General features: G+C 42.3%; 18 protein-coding genes. 3 read left to right on the plus strand and 15 right to left on the minus strand.

What is annotated here, in order from left to right; genetic code table 11:
* Positions 1-36: 36 nt before the first annotated feature.
* The 13 genes from DW930_RS05015 to DW930_RS05075 form a co-directional block, all read right to left on the minus strand.
* Positions 37-3,132: a DEAD/DEAH box helicase gene (locus DW930_RS05015; protein ID WP_123159487.1), complete on the minus strand. Its 3,096-nt coding sequence runs from the start codon at positions 3,130-3,132 to the stop codon at positions 37-39.
* Positions 3,133-3,442: 310 nt separating this feature from the next.
* Positions 3,443-3,889 carry a hypothetical protein gene (locus DW930_RS05020; protein ID WP_123159488.1) on the minus strand — a complete coding sequence of 149 codons (447 nt, stop codon included), beginning with the start codon at positions 3,887-3,889 and terminating at the stop codon, positions 3,443-3,445.
* 6 nt (positions 3,890-3,895) lie between these two features.
* Positions 3,896-5,206, minus strand: coding sequence for a ribosome biogenesis GTPase Der (gene der, locus DW930_RS05025; protein WP_117744583.1), 1,311 nt, complete (start codon positions 5,204-5,206; stop codon positions 3,896-3,898).
* A 16-nt stretch (positions 5,207-5,222) separates the two neighbouring features.
* The gene (locus tag DW930_RS05030; protein WP_117744584.1) at positions 5,223-5,939 is read right to left on the minus strand and encodes an NADPH-dependent oxidoreductase; all 717 of its coding nucleotides are present in this window, start codon (positions 5,937-5,939) and stop codon (positions 5,223-5,225) included.
* Positions 5,936-6,835, minus strand: a complete 900-nt coding sequence (gene dnaI, locus DW930_RS05035; protein WP_023024133.1) for a primosomal protein DnaI — start codon at positions 6,833-6,835, stop codon at positions 5,936-5,938. Before dnaI ends, DW930_RS05030 begins: the two co-directional genes overlap by 4 nt.
* Complete coding sequence (locus tag DW930_RS05040; protein WP_023024135.1) at positions 6,836-8,008, minus strand: DnaD domain protein; 1,173 nt, start codon at positions 8,006-8,008, stop codon at positions 6,836-6,838. It abuts the gene before it with no gap.
* Positions 8,009-8,482 carry a transcriptional regulator NrdR gene (gene nrdR / locus DW930_RS05045; RefSeq protein WP_006595763.1) on the minus strand — a complete coding sequence of 158 codons (474 nt, stop codon included), beginning with the start codon at positions 8,480-8,482 and terminating at the stop codon, positions 8,009-8,011.
* Positions 8,483-8,595: 113 nt separating this feature from the next.
* A complete protein-coding gene (locus DW930_RS05050) occupies positions 8,596-9,411 on the minus strand; it encodes an endonuclease/exonuclease/phosphatase family protein (RefSeq protein ID WP_023024137.1) in 816 nt (271 codons plus the stop codon).
* Positions 9,412-9,474: 63 nt separating this feature from the next.
* Positions 9,475-11,664, minus strand: a complete 2,190-nt coding sequence (locus tag DW930_RS05055; protein ID WP_117744892.1) for a PTS transporter subunit IIBC — start codon at positions 11,662-11,664, stop codon at positions 9,475-9,477.
* Positions 11,665-11,939: 275 nt separating this feature from the next.
* Positions 11,940-12,629, minus strand: coding sequence for a response regulator transcription factor (locus DW930_RS05060; RefSeq protein ID WP_117744587.1), 690 nt, complete (start codon positions 12,627-12,629; stop codon positions 11,940-11,942).
* Positions 12,630-12,638: 9 nt separating this feature from the next.
* A complete protein-coding gene (gndA, locus tag DW930_RS05065; protein WP_006151777.1) occupies positions 12,639-14,063 on the minus strand; it encodes an NADP-dependent phosphogluconate dehydrogenase in 1,425 nt (474 codons plus the stop codon).
* 168 nt (positions 14,064-14,231) lie between these two features.
* Positions 14,232-15,710, minus strand: coding sequence for a flotillin family protein (locus DW930_RS05070; RefSeq protein ID WP_123159489.1), 1,479 nt, complete (start codon positions 15,708-15,710; stop codon positions 14,232-14,234).
* Positions 15,711-15,833: 123 nt separating this feature from the next.
* Entirely contained in the window at positions 15,834-16,373 is a 540-nt protein-coding gene (locus DW930_RS05075; RefSeq protein WP_003005275.1) for a DUF177 domain-containing protein, read from the minus strand.
* A gap of 197 nt (positions 16,374-16,570) precedes the next feature.
* On the opposite strand from DW930_RS05075, the gene DW930_RS05080 reads away from it, so the two are divergent.
* From DW930_RS05080 to DW930_RS05085, 3 genes are all read left to right on the plus strand, one after another.
* The gene (locus DW930_RS05080) at positions 16,571-17,431 is read left to right on the plus strand and encodes an Rgg/GadR/MutR family transcriptional regulator (protein ID WP_123159490.1); all 861 of its coding nucleotides are present in this window, start codon (positions 16,571-16,573) and stop codon (positions 17,429-17,431) included.
* Positions 17,432-17,540: 109 nt separating this feature from the next.
* Positions 17,541-17,717 (plus strand): hypothetical protein, encoded by a 177-nt coding sequence (locus tag DW930_RS10445; protein WP_165851212.1) that lies wholly within the window; start codon positions 17,541-17,543, stop codon positions 17,715-17,717.
* The gene (locus DW930_RS05085; protein ID WP_123159491.1) at positions 17,714-18,934 is read left to right on the plus strand and encodes a transporter; all 1,221 of its coding nucleotides are present in this window, start codon (positions 17,714-17,716) and stop codon (positions 18,932-18,934) included. The genes DW930_RS10445 and DW930_RS05085 overlap by 4 nt, the downstream gene beginning before the upstream one ends.
* A 300-nt stretch (positions 18,935-19,234) precedes the next feature.
* Here the strand turns inward: DW930_RS05085 and htpX are convergent, their stop codons facing one another.
* The gene (gene htpX / locus DW930_RS05090) at positions 19,235-20,131 is read right to left on the minus strand and encodes a zinc metalloprotease HtpX (RefSeq protein WP_023024155.1); all 897 of its coding nucleotides are present in this window, start codon (positions 20,129-20,131) and stop codon (positions 19,235-19,237) included.
* A 1-nt stretch (position 20,132) separates the two neighbouring features.
* A complete protein-coding gene (locus DW930_RS05095) occupies positions 20,133-20,693 on the minus strand; it encodes a LemA family protein (protein WP_117744591.1) in 561 nt (186 codons plus the stop codon).
* Between the last annotated feature and the right edge of the window lie 41 nt (positions 20,694-20,734).

Raw genomic sequence — 20,734 nt, forward strand, 5'->3', positions numbered from 1 at the left:
TTCATTAATTATAAACTATTCATTTTATTTTTCAAGTTATTCCACCGAAATACCCAAAATTTCCCGAATTTCTTCAATAGAAAGACTAGAGCGCGTTTCGGTACCATCTAATATGGTAGAAACTAAATGACGTTTGCTGGTCTGGAGCTCTTGTATTTTTTCTTCAATGGTCCCTCGAGTGATCATCCGGTAGACCTCAACATTCTTATCTTGTCCCATTCGATGGGCACGGCCAATGGCTTGATCTTCTACCGCAGGGTTCCACCATAGGTCAACTAGAATAACCGTGTCCGCACCTGTCAAATTCAAACCAACTCCACCTGCTTTCAAGGAAATGAGAAAGGCATCTCCTTGACCGGAATTAAAGGCATTGGTCATGTCTTGGCGTTCATTAGCTGGCGTAGATCCCGTGATTTTAAAAGAAGTCATCTTCAGAGCATCCAACTCTTTTTCAATGATATCCAACATACCCCTAAATTGTGAGAAGATCAAGACACGTTGGTTGCCGTCTTTGATCTGCTCTAGCAGTTCTCGAAGGCTATCCAACTTCCCGCTTTCCCCAGTATAATCCTCTAAAAAGAGGGATGGCGTATCACAAATTTGACGAAGACGCATCAGGCCAGATAAGATTTCCATCTTACTGCGATTGAGTTCCTCTTCAGAAGAGCTTAGAATGCGGTCTTGCATTTGCTTCAACTGAGCCAAATAGATTGTTTTTTGATCGTCAGCCAATTCATTCTTATAGGTCATCTCTATCAGATCCGGAAGTTCCTGCAAGACTTCACTTTTTTTCCGTCTCATGATAAAAGGCTTGACGTAGTGAGAAATGGTCTCTGGACTCAATTGTTTAAATTCTTTTTTACCGGGAAATAAACCAGGAAGAACAATTTGGAAAATCGACCAGAGTTCCTCCACATGGTTTTCTATTGGTGTTCCCGACAAAGCAAAAGTATGAGGAACATCGAATTTCCGTAAGTATTGAGCAATTTTGGTTTGGGAATTTTTCATGACCTGCGCTTCATCCAAGATTAAGTATTGGTACTGATTTTTTTCGTATTGCTCTACGTCCTGACGGAAGGAAGCATAACTGGTAATCGCTACCTGAGGATTGCTTGCAATAATCTCGTCGCGACTTGCTTTAAGGCCATAAATGACCTCTACTTTCATTTGTGGGGCGAACTTTTCGAACTCCTCTTTCCAATTATAGATTAAACTAGATGGAGCTAAGATCAAAATCTTAGAATCTGCTGTCACAACACTCGAGAGAAAGGCAATAGTCTGGAGTGTCTTTCCAAGTCCCATATCATCTGCCAAAATTCCCCCAAAGCCGTAGTGATTGAGCATGGATAGCCAGCGGACTCCTACTTCCTGATAATCTCGTAGTTTAGCTGTTACTTGCAGCTTACCTAATGGAAATTGCTCTGGATGAATCAAATCATGAGCCAAATGACGAAACTCTTCAGAAAATCGGACATTGTCAGCTGTCTCAAATAACTGGGAGAGCTGGAAAGCTGCAATGCGATTGGTCTGCAACTGACCTGTTTTTGTCTTCTTTGCGCGAAGATTCAATAAGGTCTGACTGATACGCTTGGTTTCTTCATCAAAGATAAGGACCTTCCCTGTTTGACTGATGTAATAGTCATTCTTCTCGATTAAGGCACTCATGACTTGGTCAACTTCAGAAGGATCAATGGAGTCAAATTCAAAACCGATTTCAAGCAGTCGTCCACTGGTTTGAATGTCAATCTTGGGCTTCTCCACCTGATACAAATCCAACAATTTCTCCGAAGCGTCCACCTCTCCTAGTTGTTCAAATAATGGAAGGGTCTGCTGAAAGAAAGGATAGATTTGTTTAGGAAGAAGAGGAGACCGTTTGGTTTGAAAGTGATTGGTAAAACCAGCTGCCAAAATGGTTTCAAAAACCAAACGTTCCTTATCAAAATTACTGGAATAAGGCAGATTCTTAAGTTCTTGGTCAGAGCAAACGATACAATCTTCGTAGACAAATGCTACTTCTAACAACACTTCTCCCTGTTCAGATAAATCGAAGGTGAAGTGAGGTTGAAAATCATGGATATAGAAGTTACTTGGTGCTTTCACCTCACCAATTTTCCTGAATTGCTCTAAGCTATAGGTCAATTTGGTCTGATCCGACAAATCAAACTGAACATGTCTCTTCTGATCACTGGATAGGGGTAAACTCTGAACCGCCTCAATCAAAATCTTTTGAAGGGGCGAGATTTGGTAGAAATGGCCATTTGCCAAAAGAAAGCGACCTTCCACCATTTTATAGGAAGACACTTGGACCTGTAGTTCGATAAACTCCTTCATTTCCACGACTTGGAAAGAAAACAAGCCTGAATCTTCCTGGAGTTCTTGAAAGAAAACTTCCTGATAGGTATCCATCCCGACTTCAAGGGTAAAGGACGGTAAATCCATCAATAATTGCACAGCCTCTTCAAAGAAGCTCATTGGAAAGTAAAGGTGACGACCTCCATTTGGAAAGAATAGAGCATCATGTACCGTGTCCCCCGATAATAACCCTTCTAAGAATCGTATCAAGGCGCGACTTTCAGGGTCAAAGGCCGCATAGGAAATCGGCTCATAATAACTTTTCCCAATCGCAAAATGGGACTGTTTTCTGATAGCTTGCAAAAAAGCCACAACATCCCGCACTACATACGTTCTCTCATCCGGTCTGCGATAGATACGAAGGGTCCACAAAAACTGACCAGAATAGTCGTCCACATGACCGGTTGCTGAGAGACCAAAACGGATCTCTTTACTTTCAATTTTTGGTAGGACCTGATCTAAAAACAAACTTCCAAAGGATACTTTTTCCTTTGTTTCTTGGCTTTCTGTTGCATCTTGCTCCAAACCAAGCAAGAGTTCCTTCCCTTTTTCATCATTTTTTAAAAAGGCTTCACCCGCAGCTAAATGCACACAGAATTTTTTCTTCTGGAAAAAATCACAACTACAAAAAATTGCTTGATCATCCAGGCTATATCGGAGGGAGTCATTGTCAATTCTGAAATAGAGGTACTGATTTTTCATTTCCTGTAGGGTTACTTTGCCGTTTTCATAGAGAAGGATTCCTTCTGAACGGATTTTCCCAGGAATTAATTTTGCCATATTTACCACCTTATGTTTATCTCCTTATTATATCATATCCCCTCTAAAATAGAAAAAGAAGACAAAGAATTGCAAAGAATTCAATACCTCATTTTACAATCATCTAAGTCCACTTTTCTTTTTTCATTCAAAAAGAGGCTGGGACAAAAGTCCTAGCCTCTCAATTGTCTTTGGATTGTCGAGCAAGACGCAGTGGTTGAGTGGGCTCTACTACGCTGATTTCATCAGTTTTTACAGCCCTACTCAACTGTGCGGAGGTGGGACGACGAAATCGAATTCTTACGAATTACCGATTTCTGTCCCACTCTCTTTATTTTATTCTCTTAAAACCTTCTTTTTTGAGGTTCTTGATATGGTCTGAATAGTCGGCCAGTTCTCCAATCGTTTTTTTCTCATCGTTGGCTTTATTGAAGGCTTCAACATCTAAGTCTTGGTAGACGATTTTGGTATGAATCATCAGTCCATCCTCTTTCGTCCGACTCACATCTGTTGTATAGCCCGAGATTCCTCTTTTAGGGTCAACAATTTCTTTTTTAATATATTCGAGTTGAGAGTCATCTTCAATATGTACATTAAAATTATCAGCCCAAAACTCTTCAGAGATCATTTGATTGGATCTATGTCGAATAGTCACTCGAACAAGACTGTCTTTAAATTTTTTCTCATAGGTTTCTTCTCTTTCAAGGCTACAAGCTGTCAGTCCCAGAAATACAAAAAATGTGATAACAAGCAGGAGTCCTTGTTTCAAAATTTTCATAAAGCCCTACTTCCGTTTCCGAGCGATCAAATGAATCGGGGTTCCTTCAAAGACAAAGGCTTTCCGAATTTGATTTTCCAAGAAACGAAGATAAGAGAAATGCATGAGTTCTTCTTCATTGACAAAGACCACAAAAGTTGGTGGCTTGGTAGCAACCTGAGTCGCATAGAAGATTTTCAGGCGTTTTCCTTTATCTGTCGGTGTCGGATTAATGGCAATAGCATCCATAATGACATCGTTCAAGACAGCTGAAGGAATGCGAGTATTTTGGCTCTCACTAATTTGCTTGATCATGTCTGGTAGCTTGTGCAAGCGTTGTTTGGTCAAAGCAGAGACAAAGATAATGGGAGCATAAGAAAGATATTGGAATTGATCGCGAATATCATCTTCCCATTGCTTCATGGTGTGGTTATCCTTTTCAAGGGTATCCCACTTATTGACCACGATAATCATCCCTTTTCCTGCTTCATGGGCAAATCCAGCAATCCGCTTATCGTACTCTCGAATACCTTCTTCCGCATTCAAGACCATCAAGACTACATCCGAACGATCGATAGCCCGCATAGCTCGCATCACAGAATACTTCTCTGTATTTTCATAGACCTTACCAGATTTCCGCATTCCTGCAGTATCAATCATGGTATATTCTTGGCCTTCAGCATCCGTGAAATGGGTGTCAATAGCATCTCGCGTAGTCCCAGCCACAGGACTAGCAATGACGCGGTCTTCTCCAAGGATGGCATTGATCAAGCTTGATTTTCCAACATTTGGACGACCAATCAAACTAAACTTAATGACGTCTGGATTTTCTGCTTCGCGATCCGTTGGAAGATTTTCAACGATGGCATCCAAGACATCCCCTGTACCAATCCCGTGTACAGATGACACTGGCAAGGGTTCTCCCAGGCCTAGAGCGTAGAAATCATAGATGTCATTTCGCATCTCTGGATTATCCACTTTATTGACTGCTAAAATGACTGGTTTGTGAGTCTTGTAGAGCATCCGAGCGACATATTCATCCGCATCGGTAATCCCTTCTTTTCCAGATACTACAAAGACAATGACGTCGGCTTCATCCATGGCAATCTCAGCTTGGTGCTTGATTTGCTCCATGAAAGGTGCGTCCACGTCATCAATCCCGCCAGTATCGATAATACTAAATTGGTGGTTGAGCCACTCCGCCGTTGCATAAATACGGTCCCGAGTAACTCCTTCGACATCCTCGACAATGGAAATCCGCTCACCGGCAATCCGGTTAAAGAGCGTTGACTTCCCGACATTTGGACGTCCTACAATGGCAACAGTAGGTAAAGCCATGGTATCCTCTTTTCTCTTATTTTTCTAGTTGGTGTTTCTTTAATAACTCTGCCGTAGCAACTGGTTCCTCCTGTCCAAATTGGGCAGCCAAGCGTTGACTCCAAGTATCTGTTGCCCGTGCTCCAGCATAGGCAGTCTGTACTTGGTCAAAGGCTTCAATCACCTCAGGAGTCTGCACTTGATAGCTTTCCTCAAATACAACAGCTTCCAAAGGAAGGCGGGGCTTCACAGGATGGTTCTGATTTGGCACTCCTAAAGCCATCCCAAAGACAGGATAGGTATAGTCTGGTAAATTAAATAATTTAGCCACTTCAGAAGCTTGATAACGCACCAAGCCGATAATGACCCCTCCATAGCCTAAACTCTCTGCAGCCAACAAAGTATTTTGACCTGCCAAGGCCGCATCTACAGAAGTAATCAACAAATTATCCGGTCCTTCTGGATGGAATTGATCCGTATGCATCCGAACCCCTTTTTCAGCTCGATTGAGATCTCCTACAAACAATAGGAAGACAGAGGATTGACGGATGGCCTCCTGAGGGACAAATTGATACAGTGCCTCTTTCTTTTCTTGGCTTCTCACTAAGATGATGGAATAGGACTGAAAATTTTTCCAAGAGGAAGCCATTTGCCCAGCTGTTAGGATCGCTCGAAGATCTTCCTCCTTGATATCCTCCTCTTTAAAGCGACGGACAGAGGAGTGAGATTTCATCAAATCAATAACAGTATTCATCGGCGATTTTCTCCTTCTAGGCGCACTTCTTTAGCCAGGAACTTAATTCGCTCCATGACACGTTTGGCTTGCCAAGTCTCATCTCCATTCCGAGACGTAGCAAAATGACGTTCCAAGTCTTCAAAATTGAAATTGGAGGTAAAGAAGGTTGGAAGAATCTCCTGCATCCGGTGTTGCAAAATCACTTGCAAGACTTCATCCCGCACCCAAGGCGACATTTGCTCTGCCCCAATGTCATCAAGAATCAAGATTTCAGCCTTCTTGACTTGATCCAGCATCTCTTTAACTTGGCCTGTATTAATGGCATTTTTGACATCGATGACAAAGCTTGGAAAATGCAGAATCGTTGAAGAAGCCTGCCGTTTTTCAGATAAGTCGTGGGCAAGGGCTGCCATCATATAACTTTTCCCAACTCCAAAATCTCCATATAGAAAAATCCCTTTACGAGCTTGAGGATAAGATGCGACAAAATTCGCTAATTCTTCAAAGGCCCCAAAGCGCCCACGATCATCCAAGTCGACTTTGGCTAAGGAAGCTTCCTTCAAGGTGCTTGGTAAGTTGATCAGCTGCAAGCGTCTATTGATAGCGGCTTGTTTTTGTGCCTCGATTAATTCAGGTGTCTCCTCATAGGAAACATCCGCATAACCTTCATTCATTACTAAAACAGGCTTATACCCTCTTGCAATATAATCTGCATCCCCAAGGACAAAGCGATTGCGCTCACTGATGTATTGGTTAAATTTGGAAATGCTACGACGGATTTCTACATCCGATAAACCTTCCTTTTGAATAAAGGTTGCAATCTCAGGTTCGGCGAGAATTTGAGCTACCAATTCTTCATAATTGAACTGCTGTGATCGATTCATCTGGGACATGGTTTTCCCTACGCTCTCCATTTACTCCCCTCCTTGATTTAATTTCTCGAGCAAGGCTCGTTTTTGTTGTTCCAGATTAGCCTGTTCTTCTTGGCTAGTCTGATTGGTATAGTTAGGCTGACTCCACTTCGGAACATTGGTCTTTCCTGTCGCTGACCCACTCTTAGCTACTTTCTCTTTTGCTTTTTGTAAATGGGAGTCTTGGCGCTGGCGGATCTTCAGAACTGCCTCCTCAGCCGTCTTTATCCCCTCATAAGCAAAGTCATTTCCAACTTTTAAGGCATACTTTTCATTGAGATTGGCGGAAGCAACCTTGTTAAAGGTCAACAACAAGATCACATTAATAACTTCATCTAACAGGCCTAAACGGGCCAAGTCAGAAATTACTTGGCGTTCTGATTGGGTCACAACAGCCTTACGCGCTTTTTTAATTCCTGCTAAAAATTGACGACTAGTCTTATTTTTAGCTTCCCGGATAATAGCTCTTTCCTGCGGAGTGAACTCATCCTTACCTTTTTCTTGTGGCTCTTGGGTCAGTTTTTGTCTCATCCGTTTGGTCGAAATGACCAAATTAACCGCTGTCTCTTTGGCCAACAGATAGGTCTCGTACCAAGTCCAATTCTTCTCTTCGGTGATGGCATAAAGAACTAAGAGGTCCTCTTGTTCGTTCTCAAAACGAAGGCCATCCCGCACCATTAATTGTTTAAAGTGCTCTAAACTGAAGGAAGATACTTTCCTCTGAGGGGTCGAAACACCATCAATCCCAAAAACAGAGGCAAAGTTCACCTTCCGTTTCTCTCCCTCTGGTTTTTCAGGAAGCAAGTCACGAACTGCTGCTTCTCCTATTTTTTTCTCCAGCAACTTCTGATAAGCGACATTCGCGAAAAATTGATCTGCTTCTAGCGGAGCCAAAAATCGGAACTGAAGTCCTTCATCTGTCTCAAAAACCTCTAGTAAATTCATGGCAATCAAACGGTCTAGACTTTCGAGAAAATGAGCGAACCCTAGATCCAAATGATTTAAAACAACAGCAATCAGCCGTTTTTCTTTCCCCTGATCATAGAGACTCAGCAGAAAAGTATATAATTGACTTGCTTGAACACCTAATATTGGTCCATACAGATGCGTGAAAGAGGCTCCTGTAGGCGCTAAATAATTATTCTTCAAGAAAGAAAATGAAGTATTGGGCTTCATCTATTTTTCCTTTTTCTTCTTCGTTCCTTTGGTAATCTGCTTTAAGAGACTTTCCAATTCACCAACATCCTTGAAACTACGATAGACACTCGCAAATCGAACATAGGTAATTTCGTCCAATTCTGCTAACTCGTCCATGACAAGTGATCCGATATAGTCACTCTGGATCTCATTTTCACTCTGACTACGAATCTTTTGTTCGATTCGCCCCACAATTTCCTCAATTTCGTCACTCGACACGGGACGTTTCTGAGCAGATCGAATAATCCCATTAAATATTTTATCTCTAGAAAACTGTTCCCGGGTGCCATCTTTTTTCACCACAACAAGAGTCCGCTCTTCTACTCGTTCATAAGTGGTGAAGCGATGATGACATTCATCACATTCTCTTCTTCTACGAATCGTTTTCCCATCTTCTGCCTGGCGACTATCTACAACACTAGACTTATTTCCGCCACATTTTGGACACCGCATGGACACCCTCCTTATCGTTTCTTAATACTTTATTCTATCATATTTAGGGCTAAAGTGAAAGCAAGGGAAATAAAGAAAATCCCTAGCCTCCTGGAGGGATAGGGATTTGAATATTATGGTAAATACAAGTCAGCTGACAAACCATAATGGTCGCTAACGAGAGGCTGACTAGAACCATCAAACACAACTTCTAGCCGTTCGATAACCCATTCTTTTGAGGTGAAAATATAATCAATCCGCAAGGGTACTTGATTATCATCCCATCCATCAATTCCAGGACCTACAGTGTAAGTCCCCTTGGTCTGGCGAGCTTCAATAAAGCTATCTTGAAGAGCTAGCGGGCTCGCTAAAATGGCTTCATAACCTTCTTGCCCAGCTGGATTATTAAAGTCCCCAGCTAAAATCAAAGGCTTTTGCAATTGGCTAAAGCGTTCTTCTAAACGCGCCCACTCTTGCTGGAAGCCTTTGTCCCACCAAGAGAGGTGAACACTGGCAACAGCAATGTCTTTCCCATCAACTTGGGTTTCTGCAATGGCAATCCGTCGTGTATGATAATCTGTTGGATCATTCACATCTGAAACCAAGAGTTCGCTTGCCTGGATTGGGGTACGCGATAGAATCGCCACGCCTTCATGATAACGGTCATAGCCGATATGGTTATAAGCCCATGTCCAGTGGTAGCTCAATCCTTCTTCTTCTAATTTTTCAACTAAACAACGAACATAGTGATCCTGATGGATCGGCTCCGCAGAAGGAGTTGGATGGTACAAGTCATTAACAGGAACAACTGGACTTTCGATGGTCTGATTTATTTCTTGGAAACAAATCACATCGTATTGCTTTGCAAGAATGTCTTTTAATAAGTCCTCAAATTTTTGTTGGGGATTTTCTTCCATCCAACTATGAGTGTTTAAAGTTAAAAATTTCATGATCCTACTCTCCTAATAGAGAATTCCCTGTATCCAATAGATACAAGGAATAACTCTCATAGATTATAATTCAACCTTAGCAACCACAGCATCTGCTGGAAGTTGACCAGTTTGTGTAAGAGTGACAGATTGAATAGCTGCACCATTTGTGAAGACTACAACTGTTGTAGTTGCACGTCCAGCTTCACGAATAGCATCCAAATCTGCTTCTACCAATAGGTCTCCCGCCGCCACTGTTTGGCCTTCTTCTACCTTCACTGTGAAAGGTTTACCTTCCAGACTTACAGTATCAAGACCGATGTGAACGAGGACTTCAAGACCAGATTCTGTTACCAAACCAAGCGCATGTTTGGTAGGGAAGACGCTTGTCACCTTACCAGCTACTGGTGAAACAATCTGACCATTTGCTGGTTCAACTGCAAATCCGTCACCCATCATTTTTTGTGAGAAGACTGGATCTTGAACTTTTTCTAATTCAATGACTTGTCCTTCAGCAACTGAGTGAACTTCTTCCGTCACCCCTTTAAAGGCAACTTCTGCTTGTTGAGCCGCTGTCTTTTGACTTGGAAGAGTTTCAGGAATCACTTCACCTGAGTCTAACAAATCTTGGATATCTGATTTCAAGACGTCCGCTTTTGGACCGTAAATCGCTTGGACACCTTGTCCTTTCATGACAAGTCCCATTGCTCCTTCAGCCTTCCATTGTTCTTCTGTTCCGACTTTTGTTTCGTCTTTAACAGTCACACGAAGACGAGTCATACATGCATCTACATCGACGATATTGGCACGACCACCAAGAAGGTTGATCACGTTAACTGCTTGAGAAGCAGCGGCCACTTTACCTGAACCTGAAGTTTCAGATGCATCTACATCTCCTTCAGCTTGTTCGTAGTTTCCATTACGTCCAGGAGTTGCGTAGTTAAATTTCTGGATCATGAAGTTTGCAATGAAGTACATGATCACAGCAAAGAGAATCGTTACCCAAATGAAGTTAAAGATGTCCATACCAAGGCCAGCTTTAATGGTCATTGGTGTACGAGTCAAGAACTCAATTGATCCAAATGAATGGACACGGAGATTGACGATATCTGCCATCGCGAAGGCTGCACCTTGTACCACTGCATAAACGAGGTAAAGAGGCATTGCTACGAACATAAACATGTACTCGATTGGTTCTGTAACCCCTGTGAGGAAGGTTGCAAGAGCAGTCGCAATCATCATCCCTTTGTATTTGTGTTTCTTATCAGGGTCTACATTACGGTAAATGGCAAGGGCAACCCCCATCAAGATACCGAATGAACCGATCATTTGTCCCACTTTGAAACGAGCAGGTGTGACAGTATCCAACAAGTGTTGGTAAGTAGCAGGGTCAGAAACTTTTGTATTTCCTAAGTCTGTAATCCAAGCCAACCAAAGTGGATCTTGACCAAATACTTGAGTGCCTTTTGCTGCACCAGTTAACACTTCATAAGTACCACCCAATTGTGTGTAGTTGATTGGGATAGTCAACATGTGGTGAAGACCAAATGGAAGCAAGAGACGTTCCAAGGTACCGAAAGCAAATGGTGCTAAGATTGGAGCAGTCTCTTTTGAGTTAGCAATCCAAATACCAAAGTTGTTAATTCCTGTTTGGACTACTGGCCATAAGAATGACAAGATAAGAGCCACAATTGCAGAACGAAGGATAACGACAAATGGAACAAAGCGTTTCCCGTTAAAGAATGATAGGGCATCTGGTAACTTGCGGTAGTTGTAGTATTTGTTAAAGGCTGTTGCCCCTACAAAACCGGCAATAATCCCAACGAAAACTCCCATATTCAAGGCAGGTGATTCTAACACACTCGTGAAGTAATCAGCAACCTTGATAGATCCACCAAGAAGTGTTTTCACCTTCGCTTCTGGATCTTTCAGCATATCTCCTGTTACACCGAACATCACACCAGTGATCCGGTTAATCAGGATAAAGGATAGACCTGCTGCAAAGGCCCCACCCGCACGTTCTTTCGCCCAGCTACCACCGATAGCGAGAGCAAAGAGGATGTGGAGGTTTCCGATAACCCCCCAACCGATCTGTTCAAGAACACCACCGGTAGTTACCAAGAAACCAAGTTCTGGATTAATCATTGCAATGGTTTTACCAAGACTGATCATCAGACCTGCCGCCGGCATAACTGCAATGACCACCATCAACGCTTTACCGAATTTTTGCCAAAATTCAAAGCTTAATAGACTTTTGAATGATTGTTTATTCATCATTCGACCTCCTTATAAAATTGAAATGCCCGCAATACGAGAAAACGTTTGCATATTTCACTTACTATTATACCACTTTTTTTTCTTTTGTAAAGCCCTTACATGTAAATTTTTAATTCACAAACATTATATACAAAGGCCTTGGGAATACTGTAATCCAGGCAAACGTTTGCTTCTTTCACAAGATTTTAAAAAAATTTTTTTAAAAATTTTTCTTTCTTCTTTTTTGACAAACAAAAAAATCCCTTTGAGATTTCTCATCAAAGGGATTGTTGTTATTCTTGCATTTGGTAGCCGACACCTCGGACAGTTTTGATATAGCTCTTTTGTCCTGGAAGATCTATTTTCCCACGAAGATAGCGAATATAGACATCAACGATATTGGTTTCTGCTGTACTCTCATATTTCCACACCCGCTCTAAGAGTTGCTCCCGACTAAGGACATGTTTGCTTCCCATCAAAGTTGCTAATAAATCATATTCACGACGTGTCAGATCAATTACTTCTTCTCCCCGATACACCATATGATTCTCGACATCAATTCGCAAATTCCGATAGGAAGTGGGAACTTTCATCTGATTACAATGTTGGTCAATAAAATCACGGCCTCTAAAAATAGCGACGATTTTCTCAACCAAATCACTGATCACGAATGGTTTGATGACATAAGATACCGCAAATCGTTGGATACTCTCCATATGCTCTGAAATTTTCTCACGACTATCTAAGACAATCAAGACTGCTGCAGGACGAATCTTGCTCAGACGCTGGGCAAACTCTTCCCCACTCATATCTTCTAGTTCGTAATTGAGAAGAATTAAATCATATTCTGTAGCCTGCAGGAGTTTCAAGGCCATTTCCCCTTGTTCTACCAAATCAACTACATAGCCTGCTTTCTGAAGTTCTAAATCAATAAAGCGCGCTAAATTCTTTTCATTTTCTACTAGTAATATCCGCTTTGTCATAACCTACAATTATTTTTCGTCGTACCAAGAATAGTGGAAGGTACCTTCTTTATCCTTACGTTGGTATGTGTGAGCACCGAAGTAGTCACGTTGTGCTTGGATCAAGTTGGCTGGAAGATCTGCTGAACGGTAGCTATCAAAGTAAGTGATGGCTGCTGAGAAGGTTGGGACTGGCACACCAGCTTGAACCGCAAGAGCTACGATATCACGAACAGATTGTTGATACTTAGCAGTGACATCCAAGAAGTACTCATCCAAAAGAAGGTTAGCAAGGTCTGCATCACGGTTGTATGCATCCGTGATCTTTTGCAAGAAACGAGAACGGATGATACAGCCATCACGCCAGATAGAAGCGATGTCTGCAAATGGCAAGTTCCAGTTGTTTTCTTTAGATGCAACACGCAATTGTGCAAAACCTTGTGCGTATGAAATGATTTTTGAGAAGTAAAGGGCTTGACGGATCTTTTCGATCAACTCAGCCTTATCACCTTCAAATTTAAAAGCAGCTGGTTTTGGAAGCACCTTGCTAGCGTGTACACGTTCTTCTTTGTATGTAGAAATGTAACGTGCAAATACTGACTCCGTAATGAGTGACAATGGCACACCAAGGTCAAGCGCTGATTGGCTAGTCCATTTACCAGTTCCCTTGTTTCCTGCAGCATCCAAAATATAGTCTACGATTGGTCCATCTTGACCTTCATCATCTTTACGTCCAAGGATGTCAGCCGTGATTTCGATCAAGTAGCTGTCCAATTCGCCCTTGTTCCACTCAGTGAAGATTTCAGCCATATCTTGAGCTGAAAGTCCAAGCAAGTGTTGCATCAAATCATAGCTTTCTGCGATCAATTGCATGTCCCCATACTCGATACCGTTGTGGACCATTTTCACGTAGTGACCAGCTCCATCAGGACCGATGTAAGTCACACATGGTTTGCCATCTTCTGGTGCTTTGGCAGAGATTTCTTCAAGAACGTCTGCTACCAATTCATACGCTTCTTTTTGTCCACCAGGCATGATAGAAGGACCTTCAAGGGCACCTTTTTCACCACCAGAGACACCGGTACCGATAAAGTTGATACCAGAGTTGGCCAATTCTTCATTACGACGGATGGTATCTTTGTAGAAAGTATTTCCTCCATCGATCAAGATATCGCCTTTATCCAAGTGTGGAAGAAGAGCTTGGATGGTCGCATCTGTACCAGGTCCAGCTTGAACCATGAGCATGATACGACGTGGTTTTTCGATTGAGTTTACAAAGCTTTCGATATCATAGCTTGGCACAAAGTTCTTTTCAGGATGGCAAGCAACAACATCTTCTGTTTTTTCTTTACTACGGTTATAGATAGCAACTGTGTATCCACGAGATTCAATATTAAGGGCAAGGTTACGACCCATTACGGCCATACCAACAACACCAAAGTTTGCTTTAGTCATGTGACACTCCTCTTTATAGTTTGCCTATATTCTACCATTTTTTGACATCAAATGAAAGTAGAAAATAGCTTCCCACTTCTCCAAGAGAGAGAAGATCATACAAGTCATTTGATCTTAAAAACAAAAGTGCCCGAGAAACAGTTCTCAGACACTTACTTATGAATGGCATTAATCTTCTTTTGAAGCTAATTCATCCGCTTCAATGACCGGTTGTTCTCCTTCTTTGAGTTTGTTGACCGTCATATTGACCCCAAGAGCTCCTGCTAGTAATTGACGGATATCAAATCCAGCTCCTTGAGAGACTTGATCGATACTTTGCATGATATCACCCACCATCTTAGAGGCGTTTCCTTCACCATACATGGTGATCTTATCCACCTTGGTCAATGGCTCAGCGACAGCACGCGCAATTTCAGGCAACTTATCAACGACCATTTCAGTAATGGCTGCTTCTTGCATTTTCTTCATCGCTTCTGCCTTTTGGTCCAAACCTTTGGCTTCGGCTTCTAGTTTCAAGCGAATGGCTTCAGCTTCTGCACGACCTTTGGCTTCGATGGCTTCTGCCTCTTGCAATTGGGCAAATTTCTCTGCTTCGGCTTGAGCTTTCCGAGCTTCCGCTTCTTTTTGTGTTTCGAAAAGTTCAGCTTCCGCCTTGCGTTGGCGTTCGATCAATTCTGCTTCAGCTGCTTGTTGACGAGCATACTTTTCAGCTTCGGCTTGCTTACGGATGTTGGCATCCAATTCTTGCTCACGAACCTTAACTTCGCGTTCCTTAACTTCCGCTTCTTTCTCTTGTTTCATGATGTTGGCTTCAGCTGCCACGCGCTCTTGTTCACGACGTTGCACTTCTGCCTCAATCCCTTTCGCAGCATCTGCCTTGGCTTGAGCAATATCTGCTTCTTGCTTGAGGGCTGCTTGTTTGAGTTTCAACTCATTTTGTTTTTGCGCGATTTCAAGGTCGGCTGCGACGCGTTTGTCGTTGGCTAGCTTATCTTGTTCCGCTTCTACTTCTTTGCGCTCGCGTTCTGCTTTGGCTTTAGCAATCAAGGCATCCTTCTTGATGGTTTCAACATTTTCGATACCAAGGTTATCAATGACTCCCCCTTCATCAGAGAAAGATTGAACCGTAAAGGCGATGACTTCCAGACCCATTTTAGCCAAGTCTGGCGCTACGTTGTCTTGCACCTTTGAGGCAAACTCTTGACGGTCATTGACCATCTTACGTAGTTCCATCTGACCGATCACTTCCCGCAGGTTTCCTTCCAAGACATCTTGAACAGAGTTGGAAATATCTGTCGTATTCCAGTTCAAGAAGTTTTCTGCAGCCCGGGCAATCATTTCATCGGTTGTACCAATTTTTAATTTAACAGCCGCATCGGCACGGACGTTAATGAAGTCCAATGTTGGGACTGCTTCTGACGTCCGAACATCTGTCGAGAATTGCTCAATATCAAGATAAGAGCGTTGTTCGACAAAGGGAATCATAAAGCCAGCTTTCCCACGCAAGTGACGTTGCTTCCGAAGACCGGTAATGACCACGACTTCGTTGGGTTTAGCGTTCACATAACCTTTAACAAGCAAAATCAAAATAATAACTGCGACTATTAGGCCGGTAATCAACCAACCTGGAATAAATAAAGTATCCATACTTTTTCTCCTTTTTAGGGGTCTCCCCTCTGTTGTTTATTAATCCTAGTATATCAAAAGAAGGCCTTTCCTCAAAGAAAAGACCTGTATTTATGTCTAAATTTATCAAATGCAATCTCTAGCTTATTCTTCGTCAAACAAGCCATTTAGACCGGCGAAAGGACTGTTTTCTTCTTTCTTAATCGCTTGAGCGGCTTGGTATTCTTCTTCGGATAGGATTTTCCAATCATTGCCTTCGATAAAACCTTGTCCAGCCTCTTCTTCTGGAGTGAGAACCTTGAGAGGAATATTGAGCAGAATATTATCCGCTACACTCTCACTCAGGTCAATCTTCCCACCTTCGATTGGAAGGATCAAGTCTTCCTCTAGGGCCTCGATATCTGCGTCAGACTGTACATCCTCCGCAAACACCTCTGTTACAGGATAGCTCTCTTGAAGCTCAACAGGCTCCATGCTTCGGCTAGATGCCAAAACGATGGTATAGCTCAACTGGTAATCCAAGACATAGAGGCCTGTATCATAGGCTACTCGTCCTGTCGCAGTCACATTCTTTAAATCAAGAATTTCTGGATTACGCTTTTGCAATTCTTTGAGCAAATCCAACTCTTGATCAAAGGCTAGTCCTTCAGGATTTTTACGGATTTCTTGTGTAAATAGGTTCATTCTTTTGTCCTCAAATCTTCTAGATACTACTAGTATATCATGAAGCTGCCCCTCAACCAAGAAGTCTCCTCAAAAATTTGTTATAATCATGAAAAAAGATACAGTAACTAGGCCAATTGGTGTTGTACACAAGGTCCCACCATCTCTTGGACAAAAGAGGGTCACTGGCTAGGGCATTGTTAGATAGAGGAGAATTCATGAAAGAAATCGGAGCTGTTTTTCGGCAAATACGTGAAAGTCGCCACATCTCTCTAGAGGAGGCTACGGGTGGCGAATTTTCGCGCTCCATGCTATCTCGATTTGAAAGAGGAGAAAATGACCTGACGACGCAACGGTTTTTTCAGGCTTTGCAACAGATCAAAACCAGCCTCAGTGAGTTTTCTCATCTAGCAGGAATCGATCAGCACTCCTTTATCCCCAAATTGTTGAAAGAGCACTATGAAAACATGAGCTTGGAACACGATCAAGCCTTGTACCAAAGCTACCAGCAAGCCTATCAGAAATATCAGAAAAAAGAAGACTTCTTAGCCAGCATTATTCTCAAGGCCAAAATACTTGGCTTATATCCTGAGGTAGAGTTGGCTGCTAGCCAAGAGGAACTAGATTTCCTCTATGACTACCTCTTCTCTGTCATGGTCTGGGGAAATTTTGAGTTAAGCCTATTTTCACTGACCTCTCCTCTTTTCTCTAGTCAGCTCTATCGACAATACACAGAGGAGTTGGTCCAACGGGAGGATTTCAAGCTTCTCCTAGATTCCTCTCGTCCTGCCATCAATTCTATTTTCCTTAATGGCTTCTTTCTCGCCATTAGTTCAAATGAATTTGAAGATGCATCTTTTTTTGACCACCTAATTAACGACCACTTTTACTCTGAGAACGAAGCCTACCTTCGGACGGTTTATCTCTACGCCAAAGGAGAATTTCTCTATCGAAAGGGAGAAAAAGAAATCGGTCTTGAAAAGATGGAACAGGCCATCCAGGTTCTCTCTATTCTGGATTGTAAGGACAGTGCCAACTACTACAAACAGGGCCTGCGAGAACTGATCAATAAATCCTAAAAACTCACAGATCTACTCTGTGAGTTTTTTGTTGAAAATATGCAACATGTGATTTTTCTTGCTTTTAGGGGGTACAATAGGATCATCAAGAAAAGAAAGAGGTCCCAGTATGATAAGCAAACCAAAGAATCGTCTCCTTCATTATTTCCTTAAAAATACTAGTTTTTATTTTAAAGAGGAAAAATTAGAACTGACAGAAGAAGAGAAACTGTCTCTTATCAAGCAGGTCTTGCACCATTCAAGAGAAGTTATTTTATCTGCTAAACAGAAGGAGGAAAGCTTATGAAACTCTTATTTCGCAATCCCATCTTTGCCTTACTCAGTCTTTCACGTTTTTTGAATACCATTGGTGCTGCAATATACAACCTTGTCTTTGTGGTCTTTGCGGCTAGCATGCCCCATCCAAGTTTCGCAGTTGGGATCGCCAATCTCATTGTTTTTATCCCAAGTCTTTTCACCATTTTCATTGGAATAAAGGCCGATTACACCGCTAAAAAAGCTGACTGGCTAATCCGAATGGGCTTTCTGCAAGCTGTTCTTTTCGTCATCATTGCACTGATGACCAAGATTCCAGGTTACCTGGCCTTTTCGATCGTTTGCTTCTTGAATATTGTGTCAGATTGTTTCAGTGATTATCGCGGGGGCTTGCAACTTCCCATTATGCAGAAGAACATCCCTAGCGAGGATTTAATGGAAGCTTATTCCTTTAATCAACTGCTTAGTATGGTCTGCTCGATTTCTGGACAAGCTCTAGGAGTTTGGCTTCTAGCCATCAGCCATCAAAATTTTGCACTAGTCGCTTCGATCAATGCTCTGACATTTCTCCTTTCTTCCACTTGTCTTTTCATCCGACGAAGTCAACTGACCCACGAACCTATTCAAGTGGAATCTAGTAAGAACGTTTCTTTCCTTCAAGAATGTCGAGACATGTATCGCAATGTCACCACTATCTTTGCAGACGAAGAGGTTCACAATTTTGGAAAACTTCTCCTATCCTTAATTTTTATCAATGCCTTAGGGGGATCCATCTCTGGGATCTACAATTTGCAACTGCTTCACTCTCCCTTCTTTCATTTGAGCTTCAGCCAATCTCTCTTGATTTTAGAAGCTGTAACGATCTTAAGTATGGTCTGGGCTAGCCTGACACCCCATGACTATTTTTCCAAGCAATCGCTCCATCATATCCTACTGTGGATTGCAAGTGGCCTGAGCATCCTTGGCCTCACAAATATTTTGGTGCGCTGGGATATCCTTTCCCTTTTACTCATCACTTTCCTCGGTTATCTTGTTGCAAAAATAAATCCAAAAGTTTCCAGTCTTTTAATGAGCAAACTGCCAGCTGAAAAATTAGCTTCTACCTCTAGCTTTTTGGGACTGATGGTAAGCTTTGCCATGCCACTTGGAACAGCCCTTTTCTCTAGCTTAGCTATCTGGAACCTCTCTCTTGCTTGGGGAATATTTGCCTTCCTTGGTTTCGGTACTGTCCTCTTATCAAGTAAATAAAAAATCCACCATCCGGTGGATTCAAATTGAAGACAAAGTCATCCTTAAAACTTTCCTTAGGTGAGTACGGACGTCAGCGAACTTCATCGAAGTTCCATGACTTAGTTTTGGACCTAAGGTTCCAAAACTCCCGAGTGCTTGAAACGTAGTATTTCAAGCACTTTTTCTCACGGCGGAAAGTTTCAATAGATGACTGAATCATTCTAACGAATAAATTTCTTTCATTTTTATAGAATTTATTAGATTTGTAAAGAAAAACAGTTTTCTCACACTCTCAATCTTACTAATTGTAGATTTGCTTTACATTCTTCTTAGTCTTTCCACCCGCTCTGCAATCGGTGGGTGGGTATAAAAGAGCTTTTGAAAACCTGATTCTTTTTTTGGATCGTTGATAAAGAGAGCACTACTTGCACTATCGACTTCTCGTTGCATAGGCACACTATTATCCAGTTTCAAAAGAGCATTGATCATTCCTTGAGGATTCCGTGTCAATTCGACACTTGAGGCATCCGCTAGGAACTCCCGTTGACGGGAAATGGCTAACTGGACCAAGGTCGCCGCTAATGGCGCTAAGACGATGGCAATCAAGGAAAGGATCAGAATAATAATTTCTAAACCACTGCCCCCTTCTCGATCATCATCCCGTCTACGACCACCGCCCCACCACATCATCCGTCCTCCAATACTAGAGAGCATGGTGATGGCACTAGCAAGGGCAACTGCAATCGTAGAGATGCGGATATCGTAATTGCGAATATGGCTGACTTCGTGTCCGATGACTCCCTCCAATTCCTCACGGTTCATCACAGCTAGAAGACCTGTCGTTGCTGCAACAGCAGCATTTTGAGGATTAGACCCCGTCGCAAATGCATTCATGGATGGATCATCTACAATATAGACCCGAGGCATAGGGATTTGAGCTACCATGGCCATATCTTGGACAATATGGTAGAGTTGAGGGGCTTGCTCTTCCGTCACCTCACGCGCCCCGTTCATCCGCATCACTACCTCTGTCGATTGAAAAATCATACTAATCGCATAGATTCCACCAATAATCAAAGCTAGGATGACACCACCAAGAGAGGAGCCTAACCAGAGGTAGCCAACGGCTGCTCCGATGAGGGCCAAGAGTATGAAAAAAGCAATAAGGAGAATCCAGGTTCTCCTTTTATTGCTTGCAATTTGGTCAAACAGCATATTAGTCTCCTAATCCGCTAAAATCCACCTTTGGTACAGCTTTTTCTTCTTCAGGCACTTGAAGGAATTCGGCTTGTTTGAAGCCAAACATTCCAGCAATCACGTTTGTTGGGAAAGTTTCCAACTTGACATTGTAGTTGCTTGTGACACTGTTGTACAATTGACGAGCATAAGAAATTTTGTTTTCTGTGTTAGTCAATTCTTCTTGCAATTGCATGAAGTTGGTGTTAGCTTTCAAGTCTGGGTAGTTTTCAGCCACCGCAAAGATACCTGCCACTTGACGTGAAAGAGCATCACTGGCTGCCATTGCTTCTGCAGGTGAAGATGCTTGCGCTACTTGTTGGCGAAGTTGAGTTACTTTTGCTAGTGTATCTCCTTCGTACTTAGCATACCCTTTAACGGTTTCGATCAAATTTGGAATCAAGTCATTCCGACGTTTCAATTGCACGTCAATTTGACTCCAAGCTTCACGAGTTTGCATCCGACTTTTCACTAAACCGTTGTATACTCCAACGACCAAAAATGCGAGGACCACTAAGATCCCAAGAATAATCCAAATCATTTTATTGAATTCCTTTCATTTCTTTCTACCAGTATATCAAA

It is taken from the genome of Streptococcus sp. AM43-2AT (genome assembly GCF_003603405.1).
Lineage (GTDB): Bacteria > Bacillota > Bacilli > Lactobacillales > Streptococcaceae > Streptococcus > Streptococcus ilei.

Excerpts from the sequence above, each read along its gene's own strand:
- dnaI (WP_023024133.1), bottom strand. The coding sequence starts at position 6,835 with ATGGAGAGCGTAGGGAAAACCATGTCCCAGATGAATCGATCACAGCAG.
- DW930_RS05015 (WP_123159487.1), bottom strand. The coding sequence starts at position 3,132 with ATGGCAAAATTAATTCCTGGGAAAATCCGTTCAGAAGGAATCCTTCTC.
- DW930_RS10445 (WP_165851212.1), top strand. The coding sequence starts at position 17,541 with ATGATAAGCAAACCAAAGAATCGTCTCCTTCATTATTTCCTTAAAAAT.
- htpX (WP_023024155.1), bottom strand. The coding sequence starts at position 20,131 with ATGCTGTTTGACCAAATTGCAAGCAATAAAAGGAGAACCTGGATTCTC.
- DW930_RS05080 (WP_123159490.1), top strand. The coding sequence starts at position 16,571 with ATGAAAGAAATCGGAGCTGTTTTTCGGCAAATACGTGAAAGTCGCCAC.
- DW930_RS05060 (WP_117744587.1), bottom strand. The coding sequence starts at position 12,629 with ATGACAAAGCGGATATTACTAGTAGAAAATGAAAAGAATTTAGCGCGC.
- DW930_RS05055 (WP_117744892.1), bottom strand. The coding sequence starts at position 11,664 with ATGAATAAACAATCATTCAAAAGTCTATTAAGCTTTGAATTTTGGCAA.
- nrdR (WP_006595763.1), bottom strand. The coding sequence starts at position 8,482 with ATGCGGTGTCCAAAATGTGGCGGAAATAAGTCTAGTGTTGTAGATAGT.
- gndA (WP_006151777.1), bottom strand. The coding sequence starts at position 14,063 with ATGACTAAAGCAAACTTTGGTGTTGTTGGTATGGCCGTAATGGGTCGT.
- DW930_RS05085 (WP_123159491.1), top strand. The coding sequence starts at position 17,714 with ATGAAACTCTTATTTCGCAATCCCATCTTTGCCTTACTCAGTCTTTCA.
- DW930_RS05070 (WP_123159489.1), bottom strand. The coding sequence starts at position 15,710 with ATGGATACTTTATTTATTCCAGGTTGGTTGATTACCGGCCTAATAGTC.
- DW930_RS05020 (WP_123159488.1), bottom strand. The coding sequence starts at position 3,889 with ATGAAAATTTTGAAACAAGGACTCCTGCTTGTTATCACATTTTTTGTA.
- DW930_RS05040 (WP_023024135.1), bottom strand. The coding sequence starts at position 8,008 with ATGAAGCCCAATACTTCATTTTCTTTCTTGAAGAATAATTATTTAGCG.
- DW930_RS05095 (WP_117744591.1), bottom strand. The coding sequence starts at position 20,693 with ATGATTTGGATTATTCTTGGGATCTTAGTGGTCCTCGCATTTTTGGTC.
- DW930_RS05050 (WP_023024137.1), bottom strand. The coding sequence starts at position 9,411 with ATGAAATTTTTAACTTTAAACACTCATAGTTGGATGGAAGAAAATCCC.
- DW930_RS05030 (WP_117744584.1), bottom strand. The coding sequence starts at position 5,939 with ATGAATACTGTTATTGATTTGATGAAATCTCACTCCTCTGTCCGTCGC.
- der (WP_117744583.1), bottom strand. The coding sequence starts at position 5,206 with ATGGCTTTACCTACTGTTGCCATTGTAGGACGTCCAAATGTCGGGAAG.
- DW930_RS05075 (WP_003005275.1), bottom strand. The coding sequence starts at position 16,373 with ATGAACCTATTTACACAAGAAATCCGTAAAAATCCTGAAGGACTAGCC.